General features: G+C 76.1%; 14 protein-coding genes. 5 read left to right on the forward strand and 9 right to left on the reverse strand.

From position 1 onward, the window contains the following. The first annotated feature begins 17 nt into the window (after nucleotides 1–17). Nucleotides 18–911: a KPN_02809 family neutral zinc metallopeptidase gene (gene ypfJ / locus ACYVOF_RS12810; RefSeq protein WP_460867041.1), complete on the forward strand. Its 894-nt coding sequence runs from the start codon at nucleotides 18–20 to the stop codon at nucleotides 909–911. Nucleotides 912–1,013: 102 nt separating this feature from the next. On the opposite strand, the gene aspS is transcribed toward ypfJ, so the two are convergent. After that, nucleotides 1,014–2,837, reverse strand: coding sequence for an aspartate--tRNA ligase (aspS, locus tag ACYVOF_RS12815; RefSeq protein WP_460867043.1), 1,824 nt, complete (start codon nucleotides 2,835–2,837; stop codon nucleotides 1,014–1,016). Nucleotides 2,838–2,984: 147 nt separating this feature from the next. Here aspS and ACYVOF_RS12820 point away from each other — a divergent pair, with 147 nt between their 5' ends. The 3 genes from ACYVOF_RS12820 (at nucleotide 2,985) to ACYVOF_RS12830 (ending at nucleotide 5,108) form a co-directional block, all read left to right on the forward strand. After that, nucleotides 2,985–3,788: a class I SAM-dependent methyltransferase gene (locus ACYVOF_RS12820; RefSeq protein WP_460867044.1), complete on the forward strand. Its 804-nt coding sequence runs from the start codon at nucleotides 2,985–2,987 to the stop codon at nucleotides 3,786–3,788. 93 nt (nucleotides 3,789–3,881) lie between these two features. Then, the gene (locus ACYVOF_RS12825; protein ID WP_460867046.1) at nucleotides 3,882–4,481 is read left to right on the forward strand and encodes a DUF805 domain-containing protein; all 600 of its coding nucleotides are present in this window, start codon (nucleotides 3,882–3,884) and stop codon (nucleotides 4,479–4,481) included. Nucleotides 4,482–4,595: 114 nt separating this feature from the next. Next, complete coding sequence (locus ACYVOF_RS12830; RefSeq protein WP_460867048.1) at nucleotides 4,596–5,108, forward strand: class I SAM-dependent methyltransferase; 513 nt, start codon at nucleotides 4,596–4,598, stop codon at nucleotides 5,106–5,108. A 3-nt stretch (nucleotides 5,109–5,111) separates the two neighbouring features. Here the strand turns inward: ACYVOF_RS12830 and ACYVOF_RS12835 are convergent, their stop codons facing one another. Further along, complete coding sequence (locus tag ACYVOF_RS12835) at nucleotides 5,112–6,269, reverse strand: alcohol dehydrogenase catalytic domain-containing protein (protein ID WP_460867049.1); 1,158 nt, start codon at nucleotides 6,267–6,269, stop codon at nucleotides 5,112–5,114. A gap of 158 nt (nucleotides 6,270–6,427) precedes the next feature. Between ACYVOF_RS12835 and ACYVOF_RS12840 the strand changes: the two genes are divergently transcribed. After that, nucleotides 6,428–7,660: an MFS transporter gene (locus ACYVOF_RS12840; RefSeq protein ID WP_460867051.1), complete on the forward strand. Its 1,233-nt coding sequence runs from the start codon at nucleotides 6,428–6,430 to the stop codon at nucleotides 7,658–7,660. 7 nt (nucleotides 7,661–7,667) lie between these two features. On the opposite strand, the gene ACYVOF_RS12845 is transcribed toward ACYVOF_RS12840, so the two are convergent. Genes ACYVOF_RS12845 through ACYVOF_RS12875 form a run of 7 tightly spaced genes read right to left on the reverse strand, consistent with a single transcriptional unit; the run spans nucleotide 7,668 to nucleotide 16,780 of the window. After that, complete coding sequence (locus tag ACYVOF_RS12845) at nucleotides 7,668–8,849, reverse strand: acyl-CoA dehydrogenase family protein (protein ID WP_460867053.1); 1,182 nt, start codon at nucleotides 8,847–8,849, stop codon at nucleotides 7,668–7,670. Beyond that, a complete protein-coding gene (locus ACYVOF_RS12850; RefSeq protein WP_460867054.1) occupies nucleotides 8,846–10,855 on the reverse strand; it encodes an acetyl/propionyl/methylcrotonyl-CoA carboxylase subunit alpha in 2,010 nt (669 codons plus the stop codon). The genes ACYVOF_RS12845 and ACYVOF_RS12850 overlap by 4 nt, the downstream gene beginning before the upstream one ends. Before the next feature lie 11 nt (nucleotides 10,856–10,866). Then, complete coding sequence (locus ACYVOF_RS12855; protein ID WP_460867056.1) at nucleotides 10,867–12,462, reverse strand: acyl-CoA carboxylase subunit beta; 1,596 nt, start codon at nucleotides 12,460–12,462, stop codon at nucleotides 10,867–10,869. Between the two features lies 1 nt (nucleotide 12,463). Further along, the gene (locus tag ACYVOF_RS12860) at nucleotides 12,464–13,651 is read right to left on the reverse strand and encodes an acyl-CoA dehydrogenase family protein (protein WP_460867057.1); all 1,188 of its coding nucleotides are present in this window, start codon (nucleotides 13,649–13,651) and stop codon (nucleotides 12,464–12,466) included. Continuing rightward, nucleotides 13,648–15,348, reverse strand: coding sequence for an acyclic terpene utilization AtuA family protein (locus ACYVOF_RS12865; RefSeq protein WP_460867058.1), 1,701 nt, complete (start codon nucleotides 15,346–15,348; stop codon nucleotides 13,648–13,650). The genes ACYVOF_RS12860 and ACYVOF_RS12865 overlap by 4 nt, the downstream gene beginning before the upstream one ends. Further along, nucleotides 15,345–16,127 (reverse strand): TIGR03084 family metal-binding protein, encoded by a 783-nt coding sequence (locus ACYVOF_RS12870; RefSeq protein ID WP_460867060.1) that lies wholly within the window; start codon nucleotides 16,125–16,127, stop codon nucleotides 15,345–15,347. The genes ACYVOF_RS12865 and ACYVOF_RS12870 overlap by 4 nt, the downstream gene beginning before the upstream one ends. Continuing rightward, a complete protein-coding gene (locus tag ACYVOF_RS12875; RefSeq protein ID WP_460867062.1) occupies nucleotides 16,124–16,780 on the reverse strand; it encodes a TetR family transcriptional regulator in 657 nt (218 codons plus the stop codon). Before ACYVOF_RS12875 ends, ACYVOF_RS12870 begins: the two co-directional genes overlap by 4 nt. Between the last annotated feature and the right edge of the window lie 65 nt (nucleotides 16,781–16,845).

Genomic DNA, 16,845 nt, shown 5'->3' on the forward strand with positions numbered 1-16,845 from the left:
CCGCCATGATGTGCCGCGTGACCTTCAACGACGGCGTGCAGATCGACCCGGGCCGCGCCGGGGGCGGCGGGGGCGGTGGCCGCCGCGGCGTCGCCGTCGGGGGCGGCATCGGCGGGATCGTCGTGGTGCTGGTGGCGGTGTTCCTGGGGGTCGACCCGTCCTCCCTGGGGCTCGACGACGGCTCCGGCTCGGCGCCGGCCACCCAGGGCAGCGCCGACTTCTCCCGCTGCACCACGGCCGAGGCGGCCAACACCGACGTGCAGTGCCGCATCATCGCCACCGCCGAGAGCCTCGACGCGGTGTGGGCGGACGTGCTGCCCGCCGGCGGCGGCCCGGCCTACACCCAGCCCGGCCTGCAGATCTTCGACGGCTCGACGAGCACGGCGTGCGGCGCGGCGACGAGCGCGACCGGGCCGTTCTACTGCCCCGGCGACCAGTCGGTGTACGTGGACGCGTCGTTCTTCGACGTCCTCGTGCGGGACTACGGGTCCTCGGGCGGCCCGCTGGCGCAGGAGTACGTGATCGCCCACGAGTTCGGCCACCACGTCACCGACCAGCTCGGGCTGCTGCGCCGCGCCCAGCAGGACCCGTCCGGGGCCGCGTCGGGCTCGGTGCGCGCCGAGCTGCAGGCCGACTGCTTCGCCGGGGTGTGGGCGAACCACGCCACCACCGAGCCCGACCCGGAGAGCGGGGTGCCGTTCCTGGCCCCGCTGACCGAGCAGGACATCACCGACGCGCTCTCGGCCGCGGCGTCGGTGGGCGACGACCGCATCCAGCAGGCCTCGGGCGGCCGGGCGGACCCGGAGTCGTTCACCCACGGCACGTCGGCGCAGCGGCAGCGCTGGTTCACCCAGGGGTACCGCGGGGGCGACGTGGCCGGCTGCGACACCTTCTCCGCCGCCACCCTCTAGTCCCGGGCGGCCTGCCCCGCCGAGCGCCGGTGTGTGTCGCCCCGGGCGGGCCTGCGGCCGCCACACACCGGCCCTCGCCGTGACCGGGTGCGGCGGAGGGGCTCAGGTGTCGTCGCGGGTGGCCTTGCCCGCGCCGCCGTCCTGTCCCGTCGCCGACGGCGGGGCGGGCCTCGCGTCGATGCCGGAGTCCTTGCGCTGCCCGGCGGTGATGGGGGCGGGGGCGTCGGTGAGCGGGTCGACCCCGCCGCCGGACTTGGGAAACGCGATGACCTCGCGGATGGAGTCGGTCCCGGCGAGCAGGGCGACGATGCGGTCCCAGCCCATGGCGATGCCGCCGTGCGGGGGCGCGCCGAAGGCGAACGCGTCGAGCAGGAACCCGAACTTCTCCTGCGCCGCCGCGGGGTCGAGCCCCATCACCGCGAACACCCGCTCCTGCACGTCGCGGCGGTGGATGCGGATGCTGCCGCCGCCGATCTCGTTGCCGTTGCAGACGATGTCGTAGGCGTCGGAGAGCGCCGAGCCGGGGTCGGCGTCGAACGTGTCGAGGACGTCGGCCTTGGGCGAGGTGAACGCGTGGTGCACCGCGGTCCACGCCCCGCCGCCGACGGCCACGTCCCCGCTGGCCACCGCGTCACCCGCCGGCTCGAACAGCGGGGCGTCGACGACCCACGTGAACGCCCACGCGTCCGGGTCGATCAGCCCCTGGCGCTTCGCGATCTCGCCGCGGGCGGCGCCCAGCAGCGCGCGGGAGGTCTTGGTCTCCCCCGCCGCGAAGAAGATGCAGTCCCCGGGGCTCGCGCCGACGTGGGCGGCGAGGCCGTCGCGCTCGGCGTCGGTGAGGTTCTTGGCGACCGGGCCGGTGAGCCCGCCGTCCTCGGCGACCAGCACGTAGGCCAGGCCCTTGGCGCCGCGCTGCTTGGCCCACTCCTGCCAGCCGTCGAGCGTGCGCCGGGCCTGCGAGGCCCCGCCGGGCATAACGACGGCGCCGACGTAGGGGGCCTGGAACACCCGGAAGGTGGTGTCGGCGAACAGGTCCATGCACTCGACGAGCTCGAGGCCGAAGCGCAGGTCCGGCTTGTCGGAGCCGTAGCGGCGCATGGCTTCGGCGTAGGTCATCCGCGGGATGGGCAGCGCGATCTCGTGGCCCACCAGCCGCCACAGCGCGGCCAGCACCTCCTCGGCCAGGGCGATGACGTCGTCGGTGTCGACGAAGCTCATCTCCACGTCGAGCTGGGTGAACTCCGGCTGGCGGTCGGCGCGGAAGTCCTCGTCGCGGTAGCAGCGGGCGATCTGGTAGTACCGCTCGAGGCCGCCGACCATGAGCAGCTGCTTGAACAGCTGCGGGCTCTGCGGCAGGGCGTAGAAGCTGCCGGGCTGCAGCCGGGCGGGGACGAGGAAGTCCCGGGCCCCCTCGGGGGTGGAGCGGGTCAACGTGGGCGTCTCGACCTCGACGAAGTCGTGCCCGGCCAGCACGCCGCGCGCGGCGGCGTTGACCTGCGAGCGCAGCCGGATGGCCGCGGCCGGACCCTCCCGGCGCAGGTCGAGGTAGCGGTGGCGCAGCCGCACCTCCTCGCCGACCTCGGTGTGCTCGTCGAGCGGGAAGGGCAGCGGCGCGCTCTCGCCCAGCACCACCAGCTCGGTGGCGTTGACCTCGACGGCGCCGGTGGCCACCGCCGTGTTCTCGCTGCCCTCGGGCCGGCGCTCGACGGTGCCGGTGACCTGGACGCAGTACTCGGCGCGCAGCCGGTGGGCGGACTCGGCCGCGGCGCCGGAGCGGAAGACGACCTGGGCGGTGCCCGAGGCGTCACGCAGGTCGATGAAGACCACCCCGCCGTGGTCGCGCCGCCGTGCCACCCAGCCGGTGAGCGTGACGGTCTGCTCGGCGTGCTCGGCTCGCAGCGAGCCGGCGGGGTGCGTGCGCAGCACGGTGGTCCTCTCGGTGGGGGTGGTGGCCCGCGCGGGGTGCTCCCACGGGGCGTGACGTCCGACGGTCGATCCTACGGAGCCGGGCGAACCGGTTCTCCCCGCCGTCGCACCCTGGTGCGGGGCCGCGGGCGGGGACACGATGGGCCCGTGACCGGGGCACGGAACATCTTCGACGAGGTCGCCGACACCTACGACCGGGTCGGCGTGCCGTGGTTCTCCCCCGTCGCCGCCCGGCTGGTCGCCGAGCTGGCGCCGCAGCCCGGGGAGCGCGCGCTGGACGTGGGGTGCGGGGCGGGCGCCGCACTGCTGCCGCTGGCCGAGGCGGTGGGCAGCGGCGGCTCCGCGCTCGGGGTCGACCCGGCGCCGCGGATGGTGGCGCGCGCCGCGGCGGCCGTGTCGCACCTGCCGCAGGCGGGTGCCGTCGTCGGGGACGCCCGCGTGCCTGACCTCGCCGACGCCTCGCTCGATGTCGTCGCCGCCTCGCTGGTGCTGTTCTTCCTGCCCGACCCGGCGGCGGCCCTCGCCCGGTGGCGGGAGCTGCTCGGCCCCGGGGGCCGGGTGGGGGTGTCGACGTTCGGCGAGCAGGACCCGCGGTGGGTCGACGTCGAGGCCGGGCTGGTGGACCGGCTGCCCGCGGGCACGCGGGACGCCCGCACCACGGGTCGGACGGTGGAGCTCGGGACCGACGACGGGGTCGCCGGGCTGCTGCGCGCCGCGGGGCTGCAGGACGTGCGCACGGTCCACCAGGAGCTGTCGGTGCGCTTCACCAGCCCGGAGCACTGGCTGGCCTTCTCCCGCTCGCACGGCCAGCGCGCGATGTGGGACGCGGTGCCCGAGGCCGACACGGACGCGGTGCGCGAGGACGTGCTGGGCCGGCTCGGCGCGCTGCGGGCCCGCGACGGCACCGTGACGCTGCGCCAGCAGGTGCGGCACACGGTCGGGCGGCGATGACGCGCCGTCACCTCATCGAGACTTCACACCGGGCGGCTGGTCGGCGAGGATCGGTCGACCACCGCCGTCGGGGCGGTCGACCCGGGAGCTGACATGTCCTTCGCGGATGCCGTGCGCTCGTGCCTCACCCAGTACGCGGGCTTCTCCGGACGCGCCCGCCGGTCCGAGTTCTGGTTCTTCTACCTCTTCACGTTCCTCGTCGGGGTCGTCGCGGGCATCATCGACTCGATCCTCGGCACGGGCAGCATCGTCGGCGGCATCGCCGCGCTCGCCCTGGTAGTCCCGTCGCTCGCCGCCGGCGCGCGGCGGCTGCACGACACGGGTCGGACGGGGTGGTGGCAGCTCATCTCCCTCGTCCCGATCCTGGGCTTCATCGTGCTCATCGTGTTCTGGGTCCAGGACAGCCAGCCGGCCAACCAGCACGGCCCCTCGCCCAAGCAACTCGCCGGCGGGTTCGACCAGGGCGGGCTCGGCCAGGGTGGCTACGGGCAGGGCGCCCACGGCGGCTACGGCGAGCAGCCCGGCTACGGCCAGCAGCCCGGCTACAGCCAGGGCGGGTACGGCGACCAGCCCGGCTACGGCCAGGGCGGGTACGGGCAGGGCGGCTACGGCGAGCAGCCGGGCAGCGGCCAGGGCGGGTACGGCCAGCAGCCCGGGCAGGGCCAGCCGGGGTACGGCCAGCCCGGGTACTGAGCCCGGCTCGACCGGCGCGCGGCCCCGGCGGTGCCTACCGTCGGGGCGCCGCCGCGCGCCTGCGCGGCGTCACGCCCCGCCCCGCCCCGGGGCCACCGACCGCCAGGAGGACCCGTGCCGATCAGCTCGACCGAGGGCAAGCCGTGGACGCGTGCCCGGATCGCGGCGCTCGGCCCGGTGACGGTGCTCGACGTCGGGGCCGGTGCGGGCACCTACGCGAAGCTCCTGGCCGGCAGCGAGGTCACCCACCTGACGGCGCTCGAGGTCTTCGAGCCCTACGTCGAGCGGTACGGCCTGGCCGAGCTCTACGACGAGGTCGTCCTCGGCGACGCCCGCACCACCGAGCTCCCCGAGGCCGACGTGGTGATCCTGGGCGACGTCGCCGAGCACATGACGCGCGAGGAGGCGCTCGACCTCTGGGCCCGGGCCGGCGCGGCCGCCCGCCGGGCGGTGTACCTGTCGATCCCGATCATCGACTACCCGCAGGGCGCGCTGGAGCACAACGACCACGAGATCCACGTGGTCGACGACTGGGACCACGAGAAGGTCCTGGCCGCCTTCGAGGGCATCACCGACCACTGGACCGGGGACGTCGTCGGCGTCTACGAGCGCCGCACCGACCGGTAGCGGTCAGGGCGCGGTGGCCGGGCTTCGCGGGTCGATGAGCACCTTGGCGTGGTGCGCCGCCCCGCGCAGCGCCTCGAACGCCGCCCCGACCCCGTCGAGCCCCACCGTGCCGGTGACCATGGGCGAGGGGTCGACGGCCCCGTCGGCGAGCAGGTGCAGCGTGTCGCGCAGCTCGAGCGGGGTGTAGCCGAGCACGAACCGCAGGTCCACCTCCTTGTTCACCGCCATCGACGGCCGGATCGTGTCCGGGCCCATGCACACCCCGACGACGACCACGCGGGAGTGCAGCGGCGCGTCCGAGAGCACCGCGTCGAGCATCCCGGGCACGCCCACGCACTCGAAGACCACGGGACGCTTCAGGTCGACCACGCCGAGCGCCTCCGCGGCGCGGTAGAGGTGCGTCCACCCGGGCACCCGGCGGAGCCTGTCCATGGACCCGACGCCGAGCTCGAAGAGCTCCGGCGCGCTCGTCAGGTAGCCGCGGTCCCCCGCCGCCGCGTACGGGGAGTCGACGCCCGGGTCGACCACGACGTCCGCCCCGCACCGGGTGGCCAGGGCGCGCCGCCCGGCGGACGGGTCGCTGGCCACGACGGTGCGCACGCCGCGGGCCTTGAGGTGGCAGACCACGGCGAGACCGACCGGGCCGCAGCCCAGCACCACGGCCACGTCCCGCCGGCCGACCTCGCTGCGGTTGACCGCGTGCCGGGCCACCGCCATCGGCTCGGTGAGCGCCGCCACCTCGGGGGCCAGGCCGTTGGGCACCGCGAGGGTCATCGAGCCCTGGGCCAGCACCTGCTCGGCGTACCCGCCCGGCGCCAGCGGGGAGAGGCCCGTCAGGTGCACCGCCCCGGCGGTGCGCAGCAGGGGGAAGGTGACGGCGACGGTGCCCTCGGCCAGCCCCCGGGGCACGCCGCGGCCGCGCTCGGTGACGGTCCCGCAGATCTCGTGGCCCAGCACGGTGGGCCGGTCGGAGCGGATGGAGCCGTCGTACCCGACTTCGACCATGACGGCGTCGAGCTCGTCGGCGTGGTCCTTGGCGTGCAGGTCCGACCCGCAGATGCCCGTGCGCAAAACGTCGAGCACGAGCTGGCCGCGCCCGGGGCGCGGGGCGGGGAGGTCGACGACGTCGAGCCGGCCGCCGGCGCAGCGCACGGCCCTCACCGGCGTCGGGGGGTGGCGTCGGCGGGGCGGGGGGTGGCGCGCACGGGGGCTCCCGGGGGTGGTCGGTCGGTGGCCCGCGGACGGTAGCGCGACCGGGTGGCGCAGGTCTCGTTGCGCCGCACAGCGGTCCGGGTGGCGTCGGACGAGGATGGCCGGATGTGACCCAGGACAGTACGGCCGCTCCGACCACCGACGCGGGCGCCGGCCCCGACACCGGACCCGGGCGCGGCGTGTCCCGGGCTCTCGTCGTCCTGCTCGCGGTGGCGTGCGGTGCCGCGGTGGCGAACCTGTACTACGCCCAGCCGCTGCTCGACACCATCTCCGCCGACCTCGGGGCCTCGCCCGGGACCACGGGCCTGGTGCTCGTCGCCACGCAGCTGGGGTACGCGGTCGGCCTCGTGCTGCTGGTCCCGCTCGGGGACCTGCTGGACCGCCGGCGGCTGGTCACCACGGTGCTCGTGGTGACCACCCTGGCCCTCGCCGGGGCCGCGGCGGCGCCGGGCATCTCGACGCTGGCCGTGGCGCTGGCCGCGGTGGGGGTCACCAGCGTGGTCGCGCAGGTGCTGGTGCCCTTCGCGGCGACCCTGGCGAGCGACGCCGAGCGCGGCCGGGTCGTCGGCACCGTGATGAGCGGGCTGCTGCTGGGCGTGCTGCTGGCCCGCACCCTGGCCGGCGTCATCGCGGCGGTGGGCGGCTGGCGGGCGGTCTTCGTCGTCGCGGCGGTGCTCATGGTGGTGCTGGCCGTGGTGCTGCGGCTGCGGCTGCCGCAGGTGGCCCCGGCGAGCGACCTGCGCTACGGCGCCGCGCTGCGGTCCATCCTCACGCTGTTCCGCACCTACCCCGTGCTGCGCCGCCGGGTCGCCTACGGCGGGGTCGGGTTCGCCGCGTTCTCGGTGTTCTGGACCGCGGTGGCGTTCCTGCTGTCGGGCCCGCCCTACGGCTACGGCGAGGCCGCGATCGGCCTGCTGGGCCTGGCCGGGGTGGCCGGGGCGCTGTGCGCGCAGGTGTCGGGCCGCATCGCCGACCGGGGGTGGACGCGCTGGGGCACCGGGGGGTGGCTGGTGCTGCTCACCGCCTCCTTCGCCGTGCTCTACCTGGGCGGCACCTCGCTGGTCCTGCTGGTGCTCGGGGTGGTCGTGCTCGACGCGGGGGTGCAGGGCAACCAGGTGCTCAACCAGTCGGTGATCTACTCCCTCGACGGCGAGGCCCGCTCGCGGCTGACCACGGCGTACCTGACCACCACGTTCGTCGGCGGGGCGCTGGGCAGCGGGCTGTCGGCGTTCCTGTACAACGCCGCCGGGTGGGGCGGGGTGTGCCTGGCCGGCGCGGTGATCGGCGGCGCGGGCGTGCTGCTGTGGGCGACCGAGCTGCGCACGCCCGCACCGGCCTGAGCCGTCCTCAGTAGGAGCGCGGCAGCGCCAGGGAGTGCTGGCTGACGTAGTTGAGGATCATCTCCCGGCTGACCGGGGCGACCCGCGCCAGCCGGGAGCCGACCAGCAGCGAGCCGAGGCCGTACTCGGTGGCCAGACCGTTGCCGCCGTGGGTCTGCACCGCCTGGTCGACGCACAGGATGGACGCCTCGGCCGCGGCGTACTTGGCCATGTTCGCCGCCTCCCCGGCCCCCTTCGCCCCGGCCACGTAGAGCGCGGCCGCCTTCTGCGTCATCAGCGCGGCCAGCTCGAGCTGGATCTTGGCGTGCGCCAGGGGGTGCGAGAGCCCCTGGTGCGCCCCGATCGGCGTGCCCCACACCTCCCGGGTGCGGGCGTAGTCGGTCGCCTTGTCCAGCGCGTACCGCCCCATCCCCACCGCGGAGGAGGCGCCCATGATGCGCTCGGGGTTGAGCCCGGCGAAGAGCTGCGCGAGCCCGGCCGACGGGTCGCCCACCAGCGCGTCGGCGGGCACCCGCACGTCGTCGAGGAACAGCGTGAACTGCTTCTCCGGCATCCGGATGTCCATGGGGATGACCTGCTTGGTGAAGCCCGGGGCGTCGGTGGGGACGATGAACGCCGAGGGCAGGCCGAGGGTGCCGTCGGGCTGGCGGTGCCGGGCGACGAGGAGCACGTGGCTGGCCTCGTCGACCCCGGAGATGTAGTACTTCTGGCCCGAGATGACGTACTCGTCGGTGTCGGCGTCGTGACGCACGCTGGTGGCCAGGTTGTGGGAGTTCGAGCCGGCGCCGGGCTCGGTGATGGCGAAGACCATGGTGAGGCTGCCGTCGGCGAAGCCCGGCATCCAGCGGTCCTTCTGGGCCTGGGTGCCGAACTGCTGGATGACGGTGCCGCAGATGGCGGGCGAGACGACCATGAGCAGCAGCGGGGACCCGGTTGCGGAGAGCTCCTCGCACACGGCGGCCAGGTCGCCGACGTCACCGCCGCCGCCGCCCCACTGCTCGTCGACGGCGACGCCGAGGTAGCCGGCCGCGGCCGCGGCCTGCCACAGCTCGGTGGTCTTGCGGCCCTCCTCGACGCAGCCGCGGACGTACTCGGGGCCGAAGCCGCGGCCGAGCTTGTGCACGGCCTCGCGCAGGTCGCGGCGCTCGGGGCTCTCCAGGAACGGGGTCTGGGCGGTCGCGGTGGTCATGGGGTGCTCCCTCGGTCGGTGCTGCTGCTGTCGGTGCTGGTGCTGATGACGGCGAGCACGGCGCCCGCCTGGACCTGCTGGCCGGCGGTGACGCCGACCTCGGTGAGCGTGCCCGCCGTGGGCGCGAGCACGCGGTGCTCCATCTTCATCGCCTCGAGGACCACCAGCTCGGCCCCCGCGGCCACCACGTCCCCCACCGCGGCACCGACCCGCACCACCGAGCCCGGCATGGGCGCCAGCAGCGTGCCGGGGGCCAGCACCACGGTCGGCTCGGGCAGGGCGGGCACGAGCGCCAGGCCCAGCGCGACGCCCGGGGAGTCGACGGCGACGAGCCCGCCGGGGTGGGCGGTGACGTGGTGCGCGCGCCGGACCCCGCCGCGCTCGAGCACCACCCGCTCCGGCGCGGCCGAGACCAGGACGACGTCACCCAGGGCCTCGGTCTCGTGGTGCAGCACCCCGCGGCGCACGGCGTGGCGCACCACGACGTCGTCGTCCCCGCGGCGGAACCGGGTCACGGTCGGCGCGGAGGCCACGTTGCGCCACCCGGTGGACAGCGCGGCGTGCCGCCCCGCGGCCCGGCCGCGCTCGGCGAGGGCGACCGCGGCGGCCAGCGCACCCTCCGCCACCTCCTCGGCGGTGGGGCCCACGACGATCCCGGCCGGGTCGACCCGGTCGAGCCAGCCGGTGTCGCAGCCGGGCCCGGCGAACAGCGGGTCGGTGAGCAGGCCGACGAGCAGCTCCCGGTTGGTGGCGGGGCCGTCCACCCGGGTGCCCCGCAGCGCGGCGACGAGGCGGCGCAGCGCGGTGGCCCGGTCCGGGCCGTGCGCGACCACCTTGGCCAGCATGGGGTCGTAGAAGGTGCCGACCACGTCGCCGGTGGCCACGCCGCTGTCCAGCCGCAGCCCGGTCTCCCCCGGCGCCGGCGCGAAGGTGGTGTCGACGTCGGGGACGTGGAACCGGTGCAGCACCCCGGCCGACGGTGCCCACCCCGCGGCGGGGTCCTCGGCGTAGAGCCGGGCCTCCACGGCGTGCCCGCGGGCGGGCGGCGGCTCGGCGGGCAGCGCGGCTCCTTCGGCGATCGCGAGCTGCCAGCCGACGAGGTCGAGCCCGTGCACGGCCTCGGTGACGGGGTGCTCCACCTGCAGCCGGGTGTTGACCTCGAGGAAGGCGAGCCGGCCGTCGTCGGCCAGCAGCATCTCCACGGTGCCCGCGCCCACGTAGCCCAGCGCCCCCGCGGCGGCCCGGGCGGCGTCGTGCAGCCGGGTGCGCGTCGCGGCGTCCACCGACGGCGCGGGGCTCTCCTCCACGATCTTCTGGTGGCGGCGCTGGGCGGAGCAGTCCCGCTCGGTCAGCGTCCACACGGTGCCGTGGGTGTCGCACAGCAGCTGCACCTCGACGTGGCGGGCCCCGGTGAGCAGCGGCTCGCAGAACACCGTGTCGTCGCCGAAGGCGGAGCCGGCCTCGCGCCGGGCGGCGGCCACCGCGTCGGCCAGCTCGCCGAGGGCGCGCACCTCCCGCATGCCCCGGCCTCCCCCACCGGCGGAGGCCTTGACCAGGATCGGCAGGTCGGCCTCGGTGACGGCGTCCGGGTCGAGCTCCCCCAGCACCGGCACCCCGGCGCCGGCGACGAGGATCTTCGCGGCGACCTTGGACCCCATCGCGTCGATCGACTCCGGGGTGGGCCCCACCCAGGTCAGGCCTGCGGCGAGCACGGCCCGGGCGAAGCGGGCGTTCTCGGAGAGGAACCCGTAGCCCGGGTGGACCGCGTCCGCCCCGCACGCCAGGGCCGCGGCGACGACGGCGTCGACGTCGAGGTAGGTCTGCGCCGGGGTCGAGCCGGGCAGCCGCACGGCGACGTCGACCTCGTCGAGGACGAGTGCGCCCGCGTCGGCGTCGGAGAACACCACCGCGGGGGAGATGCCGCGGGCGCGGCAGGAGGCGACGACGCGGCGGGCGATCTCGCCGCGGTTGGCCACCAGCAGGCGGCGGATCGGGGTGGTGCTCATGGTCACCGCGCTCACATCCGGAAGACGCCGTAGTGCCGCGCCCCGGACACGGGGGCGGAGTGGATCGCGGACAGGCACAGCCCCAGCACGGTGCGGGTGTCGCGCGGGTCGATCACGCCGTCGTCGTAGAGCCGGCCGGACATGAACGGCGCCAACGACTGCGACTCGATCTGCGCCTCCACCGCGGCCCGCATGCCGGCGTCGGCGGCCTCGTCGAACTCCGCCCCGCGGGCGGCCGCGGCCTGCCGTCCGACGATGGAGATGACCCCGGCCAGCTGCGCCGGGCCCATCACCGCGGACTTCGCCCCGGGCCAGGTGAACAGGAACCGGGGCTCGTAGGCGCGGCCGCACATGCCGTAGTTGCCGGCCCCGTAGGAGGCGCCCATCGTCACGGTCAGGTGCGGCACGGTGGAGTTGGCGACGGCGTTGACCATCATCGCGCCGTGCTTGATGATCCCGGCCCGCTCGTAGGCGCTGCCCACCATGTACCCGGTCGTGTTCTGCAGGAACAGCAACGGGGTGTCCGCGGCGTTGGCGAGCTGGATGAACTGGGCGGCCTTCTGCGCCTCCTCGCTGAACAGCACACCGCGGGCGTTGGCGAGGATGCCGACGGGGTAGCCGTGCAGCCGCGCCCACCCGACGACGAGGCTGTCGCCGTACCCGGGCTTGACCTCGTCGAACTCGGAGCCGTCGACGAGGCGGCCGATGACCTCGCGCGGGTCGAACGGCACGCGCAGGTCGGCGGGCACGATGCCCAGCAGGTCCTCGGGGTCGAGCACCGGCTCCACGACGGGCGCCGGGGCGGGACCCTGCTTGCGCCAGTTGGTCCGGGCCACCGCCCGGCGCACGAGGCGCAGCGCGTCGTGCTCGTCGACCGCGACCGCGTCGGCCAGCCCCGACTCCCGGGCGTGCATCTGCGCCCCACCCAGGGTCTCGTCGTCGGCGTCCTCCCCGGTGGCCATCTTCACCAGGGGCGGACCGGCCAGGAAGACCTTGGCCCCGCCGTCGACGAGGATCGTGTGGTCGCTCATCCCCGGCACGTACGCCCCTCCCGCGGTGGCGTTGCCGAACACCGCGGTGATGGTGGGCACCCCGGCGGCGGAGAGCCGGGTCAGGTCGCGGAACAGCCCCCCGCCGGGCACGAAGATCTCCGCCTGGGTGGGCAGGTCGGCCCCGCCGGACTCCAGCAGGGTGATGACGGGCAGCCGGTTGGTGCGCGCGATCTCGTTGGCACGGAACTGCTTGCGCAGCGTCCACGGGTTGCTGGCCCCGCCGCGGACGGTGGGGTCGCTGGCGCAGATCAGGCACTCCACGCCCTCGACGACACCGATGCCGGTGACCAGCGACGCGCCGACGGTGAAGTCGCTGCCCCACCCGGCCAGGGTGGAGAGCTCCAGGAACGCGCTGCCCGGGTCGAGGAGCAGCTCGACGCGCTCGCGGGCGAGCAGCTTGCCGCGGGCGTGGTGGCGGGCGGTGTAGCGCTCCCCGCCCCCGGCGACGGCGGTGGCGTGCTCGGCCTCGACCACGGCCAGGGCGGCCAGCGAGGCCTCGTGGTTGGCGCGGAACGTCTCCGAGCCGCGGTCCACGGTGGACGTCAGGACGGGCACCTCACCACCCCCACTGCTTGGCCGCGAGGTCGGTCATGACCTCGGTGGCGCCGCCGCCGATGGGCAGGATCCGCGCGTCGCGGTAGTGCCGCTCCACCTCCGTGCCCGCCATGTACCCGGCCCCGCCGTGCAGCTGCACCGCGGCGTCGACGACGAACGAGGCGGCGGCGCAGGCGGAGTTCTTGGCCACGCACACCGCACCGATGTCGGTCTCGCCGGCCGCGACCCGGACGGCGAGCGCCCGGGTGTAGGTGCGGGCCAGCTCGGTGCGGCTGCGCATCTCGACGAGGGTGTGGCGCACGGCCTGCCGGGTGATCAGGGGGCGGCCGAACGTCTCCCGCTCCCGTGCCCACGCCACGGTGAGGTCCAGGCAGCGCTGGGCGGTCGCGCACGCCTGCACCGCGAGGCTGATCCGCTCGTTCTGGAACTGCTGCGCGATCTGGACGAAGCCGCTGCCCTCGGCGCCGACGAGGTTGGCCACGGGCACCCGCACGTCGACGTAGGAGAGCTCGGCGGTGTCCGAGCAGTGCCAGCCCATCTTGGCCAGCCGCCGGGTCACGGTGAAGCCGGGGGTGCCGCGCTCGACCACGAGCAGGCTCACCCCGGGGTACCCGGGCCCGCCGGTGCGCACCGCGGTGGTGACGAAGTCCGCCCGGGTGCCGGAGGTGATGTACGTCTTGGCCCCGTTGACCACGTAGTGCTCGCCGTCGCGGACCGCGGTGGTGCGGAGGCCGGCCACGTCGGAGCCGCCGTCGGGCTCGGTGATGCCGAGCGAGCCGATCAGCTCCCCGGCGAGGGTGGGCCGCACCCAGCGCTCGACCTGGGCCGGGTCGTGCTGGGCGACGAGGTGCGGCAGCGCGATGCCGTGGGTCATCAGCCCGGCGACGAGCCCGGAGCTGCCGCCGGCGAGGATCAGCTCCTCGGTGGCGACGACGACGTCGAGCAGGTCGCCCCCGCTGCCCCCCACCGACTCGTCGAACCCGAGGCCCAGCAGCCCCAGCTCGGCGGCGCGGCGGTGCAGCGCGCGGGGCAGCTCGCCCTCGGCCTCCCACTGCTCCAGGTGCGGCACGACCTCGCGGGAGACGAAGCGGCGCACGGTCTCCCGCAGCGCGACGCGCTCGGGGGTCGCGTACGGGTCGGCCGGGGCCGGGGTGGTGCCCGCGGCGGGGGGCGGGGCGGTGGTGGTCACGGGCGCTCCTGCAGCAGCTCGTCGGGGACGTCGACGACGCGGCTGCGCAGCCACTCGCCGAGCGCCTTGGCCTGGGGGTCGAACCGGTGGGCGTCGGCGACGCCGTGGCCGAGCAGCCCCTCGCACACCAGGTTCACCGCACGCAGGTGCGGCAGGACGGTGCGGTGGACGTGCCCGGCGGCCTCGGGCAGCAGCTCGCCCACCCGCTCCGGGGTGAGGGTGCGGACGAGCCAGGCGTAGGCGGCGTCGGTCTCCGCCCACACCCCGACGTTGGCGTCACCGCCCTTGTCCCCGGACCGGGCGCCGAGCAGCGCGCCCAGCGGGGCGCGGGTGGTGGGCCCGGCCGTGGGCGCCGGGGGGAGCGCGGGTTCCGGCACGGGCGCGAGCTCCCGGGTCCGGGTGGGGTGGGGCACGTCGCGTCGGGTCCCGTCGGGCAGCACCGCGGTGTGGGTGACCTCGGCCGCGGGCACGAACGCCGGGCGGTAGCGGGGCCGGGGCGCGGCGTCCCCGGGCGGGGCCAGGACGTGGAACCCGGCGTAGGAGGCGAGCGCGAGCTCGACGGCCGCGCCGGAGAAGGCCCGCCCGACCACCGCCGGGTCGTCGTCGGTGACCACGCAGCGCAGCAGCGCGGTGGCCTGCTGCTGGGTGGGCGCGTCGGGCACGTCGAGCCGCGACAGGGTCCAGCCCACCCCGGACGGTCGCCGGGCGAGGCCGTCCTCGAGCTGGCCGCGCACCAGCTCCGCCTTGGCCTCGACGTCGAGACCCGTGAGGGCGAAGGTCATCTCGTTGCGGAACCCGGCCAGGGTGTTCACGCAGACCTTGAGCTCCGGCGGGGGCGGCTCGCCCACGGCCCCGCTCACCCGCACCCGGTCGGGGCCCTCCTGCTCGAGCCGGACGGTGTCGAAGCGGGTGGTGACGTCGGGCCCGGCGTAGCGGGCCCCGTCGACCTCGTAGAGCAGCTGGGCGGTGACGGTGCCGACGGTGACCGCTCCCCCGGTGCCCGGGTGCTTGGTGATGACGGCGCTGCCGTCGGCGTGGACCTCGGCCAGCGGGAAGCCGGGGTGGCGGACGTCGTGGCGCGCGCCGAAGGCGTAGTTGCCGCCCGTGGCCTGGGTGCCGCACTCGACGACGTGCCCGGCGACGACGGCGCCGGCGAGCGCGTCGAGGTCGTCGGGCCCCCAGCCGAAGTGGTGCGCGGCCGGTCCGACGACGAGCGAGGCGTCGGTCACGCGTCCGGTGACGACGACGTCGGCGCCGGCGTCGAGGCAGGCGGCGATGCCGAACCCGCCCAGGTAGGCGTTGGCGGTCAGCGCACCGTCCAGGCCGAGCTCGCCCGCGCGGGGCAGCAGGTCGTCGCCCTCCACGTGGGCCACCCGCAGGTCGAGGCCGAGCCGGGCGACGAGGGCGCGCAGCGCGTCGGCCAGCCCGGCGGGGTTAAGGCCGCCGGCGTTGCTGACGACGCGGACGCCGCGCTCGGCCGCGGTGCCGAGGTCGCGCTCCATCTGCCGCAGGAACGTGCCCGCGTAGCCGCGCGCCGGGTCCTTCGCCCGCTGGCGGCCGAGGATGAGCATGGTCAGCTCGGCCAGGTAGTCGCCGGTGAGGACGTCGAGCTCGCCGCCGGTGAGCATCTCGTGCACGGCGTCGGACCGGTCACCGAGGAAGCCCGAGGCGTTGCCGATGCGGAGCGGGGCGCTCACCGGGGCTCCCGCCCGGGGCCCGGCGCGCCCGCGAAGGCCTGGGCGATCCCCAGCCACCGCTGCGCCCCGGCGCCGGTGGCGGTGAGGGCGAGGTCGTCGCGGTGGCGGCGCTGGGTGACGAGCAGGGCGAAGTCCTCGGCCGGCCCGGTGACGCGGTCGGCGGCGTCGGCCGCGCCCCAGGTCCAGGTGTCGCCCGACGGTCCGGTCAGCTCGACGCGGACGTCGCCCTCGGGCACGTCGAGGCCGTGCACCACGTGGGCGAACCCGCGGGTGCGCACCCCCAGGTGGCACACGTGGCGGACCCGGTCGGTGACGGGGACGGCAACCCCCAGCGCGTCGGCGACGTCGCGGCCGTGCGCCCAGGTCTCCATGAGCCGGGCCGTGGCCATCGACGCCGCGCTCATGGGTGGGCCGAACCACGCGATGCGGGTCCCGTCGGGCACGGCGGCCAGCGCCGCGGCGAGCGCGCGACGGCCGTCGCGCCAGCCGTCGAGCAGCTCCTCGGGCGGACGGTGCGCGCCCTCGTCGGCCGCGGCGTCGACGAACCCGGCGGGGTCCTCGGCCGCCCGGGCGAGCAGCGCCTGCCACCCCGCGCCGCCGTCGACCGCGTGGCGGGAGGCCTCGTCGGTCCAGGCGAGGTGGGCGACCTGGTGCGCGACGTCCCAGCCGGCGGCGGGCGTGGGCGTGGCCCAGCCGGCGGCGTCGAGGGGGGCGACGAGCGCGTCGAGGGCGTCACCCTCGGCCCGCAGGTCGGCCAGCACCGCGTCGGCGGGGCTCACGCCGGACCGCGCAGCACCGTGTCGAGCTGGGCGGCCCACTGGTCGACGATGCGGGCGCGCCGCGCGCTGTCGTCGACGAGCTGGTCGGCCAGGGCGAGGCCGCGGGCCAGGTCGAGGGTGGCCTGCACCGCTTCCCGCACCCCCGGCCGGGACTCGTCGGCGCCCAGCAGCTCGACCGCCAGGCGGTGGCTCTGCGCGCCGAGCCGGGCCTGCAGCGGCTCGACCACGGTGCGCAGCGCCGCGTCGGTGCGGGCGGCCACCCAGAGCTCGAGCGCCGCGGCGAAGATCGGGCCGAGGTAGGTGCCGACCAGCAGGTCGACGACGGCCCGGGTCCGGGTGGACCGGTCCTGCAGCGTGGGGTCGGAGCGGGCCTCGGCCGAGCGGCGCAGCTCGGCGACCCCGGCCGTGCCCAGGTGCTCCACGGCGGCGGCGACCAGCTCGCCCCGGGTGGCGAAGTGGTGCAGCTGCGCCCCGCGGGAGACCCCGGCGCGCCGGGACACCAGCGTGGTGGTGGTGCCCGCCCAGCCGACCTCGTTGAGGCACTCCACGACGGCCGCCATCAGCTTGGCCCGGGTCTCGCGGCTGCGGTCGGCCTGCGTCTGGCGCGGCCGCTCCGCCGCGGCGGCCCGCGGCCCCTCGGTGACGGTGCTCACGCGGACGAGTGTGCGTCACCGCCGACAAACAAGCAAGCATGCTTGTTTGCGTCACTCCGGCCTCG

The sequence above is a fragment of the Rhodococcus aerolatus genome, from assembly GCF_054783215.1.

Excerpts from the sequence above, each read along its gene's own strand:
- ACYVOF_RS12825 (WP_460867046.1), top strand. The coding sequence starts at position 3,882 with ATGTCCTTCGCGGATGCCGTGCGCTCGTGCCTCACCCAGTACGCGGGC.
- ACYVOF_RS12845 (WP_460867053.1), bottom strand. The coding sequence starts at position 8,849 with ATGACCACCGCGACCGCCCAGACCCCGTTCCTGGAGAGCCCCGAGCGC.
- ACYVOF_RS12850 (WP_460867054.1), bottom strand. The coding sequence starts at position 10,855 with ATGAGCACCACCCCGATCCGCCGCCTGCTGGTGGCCAACCGCGGCGAG.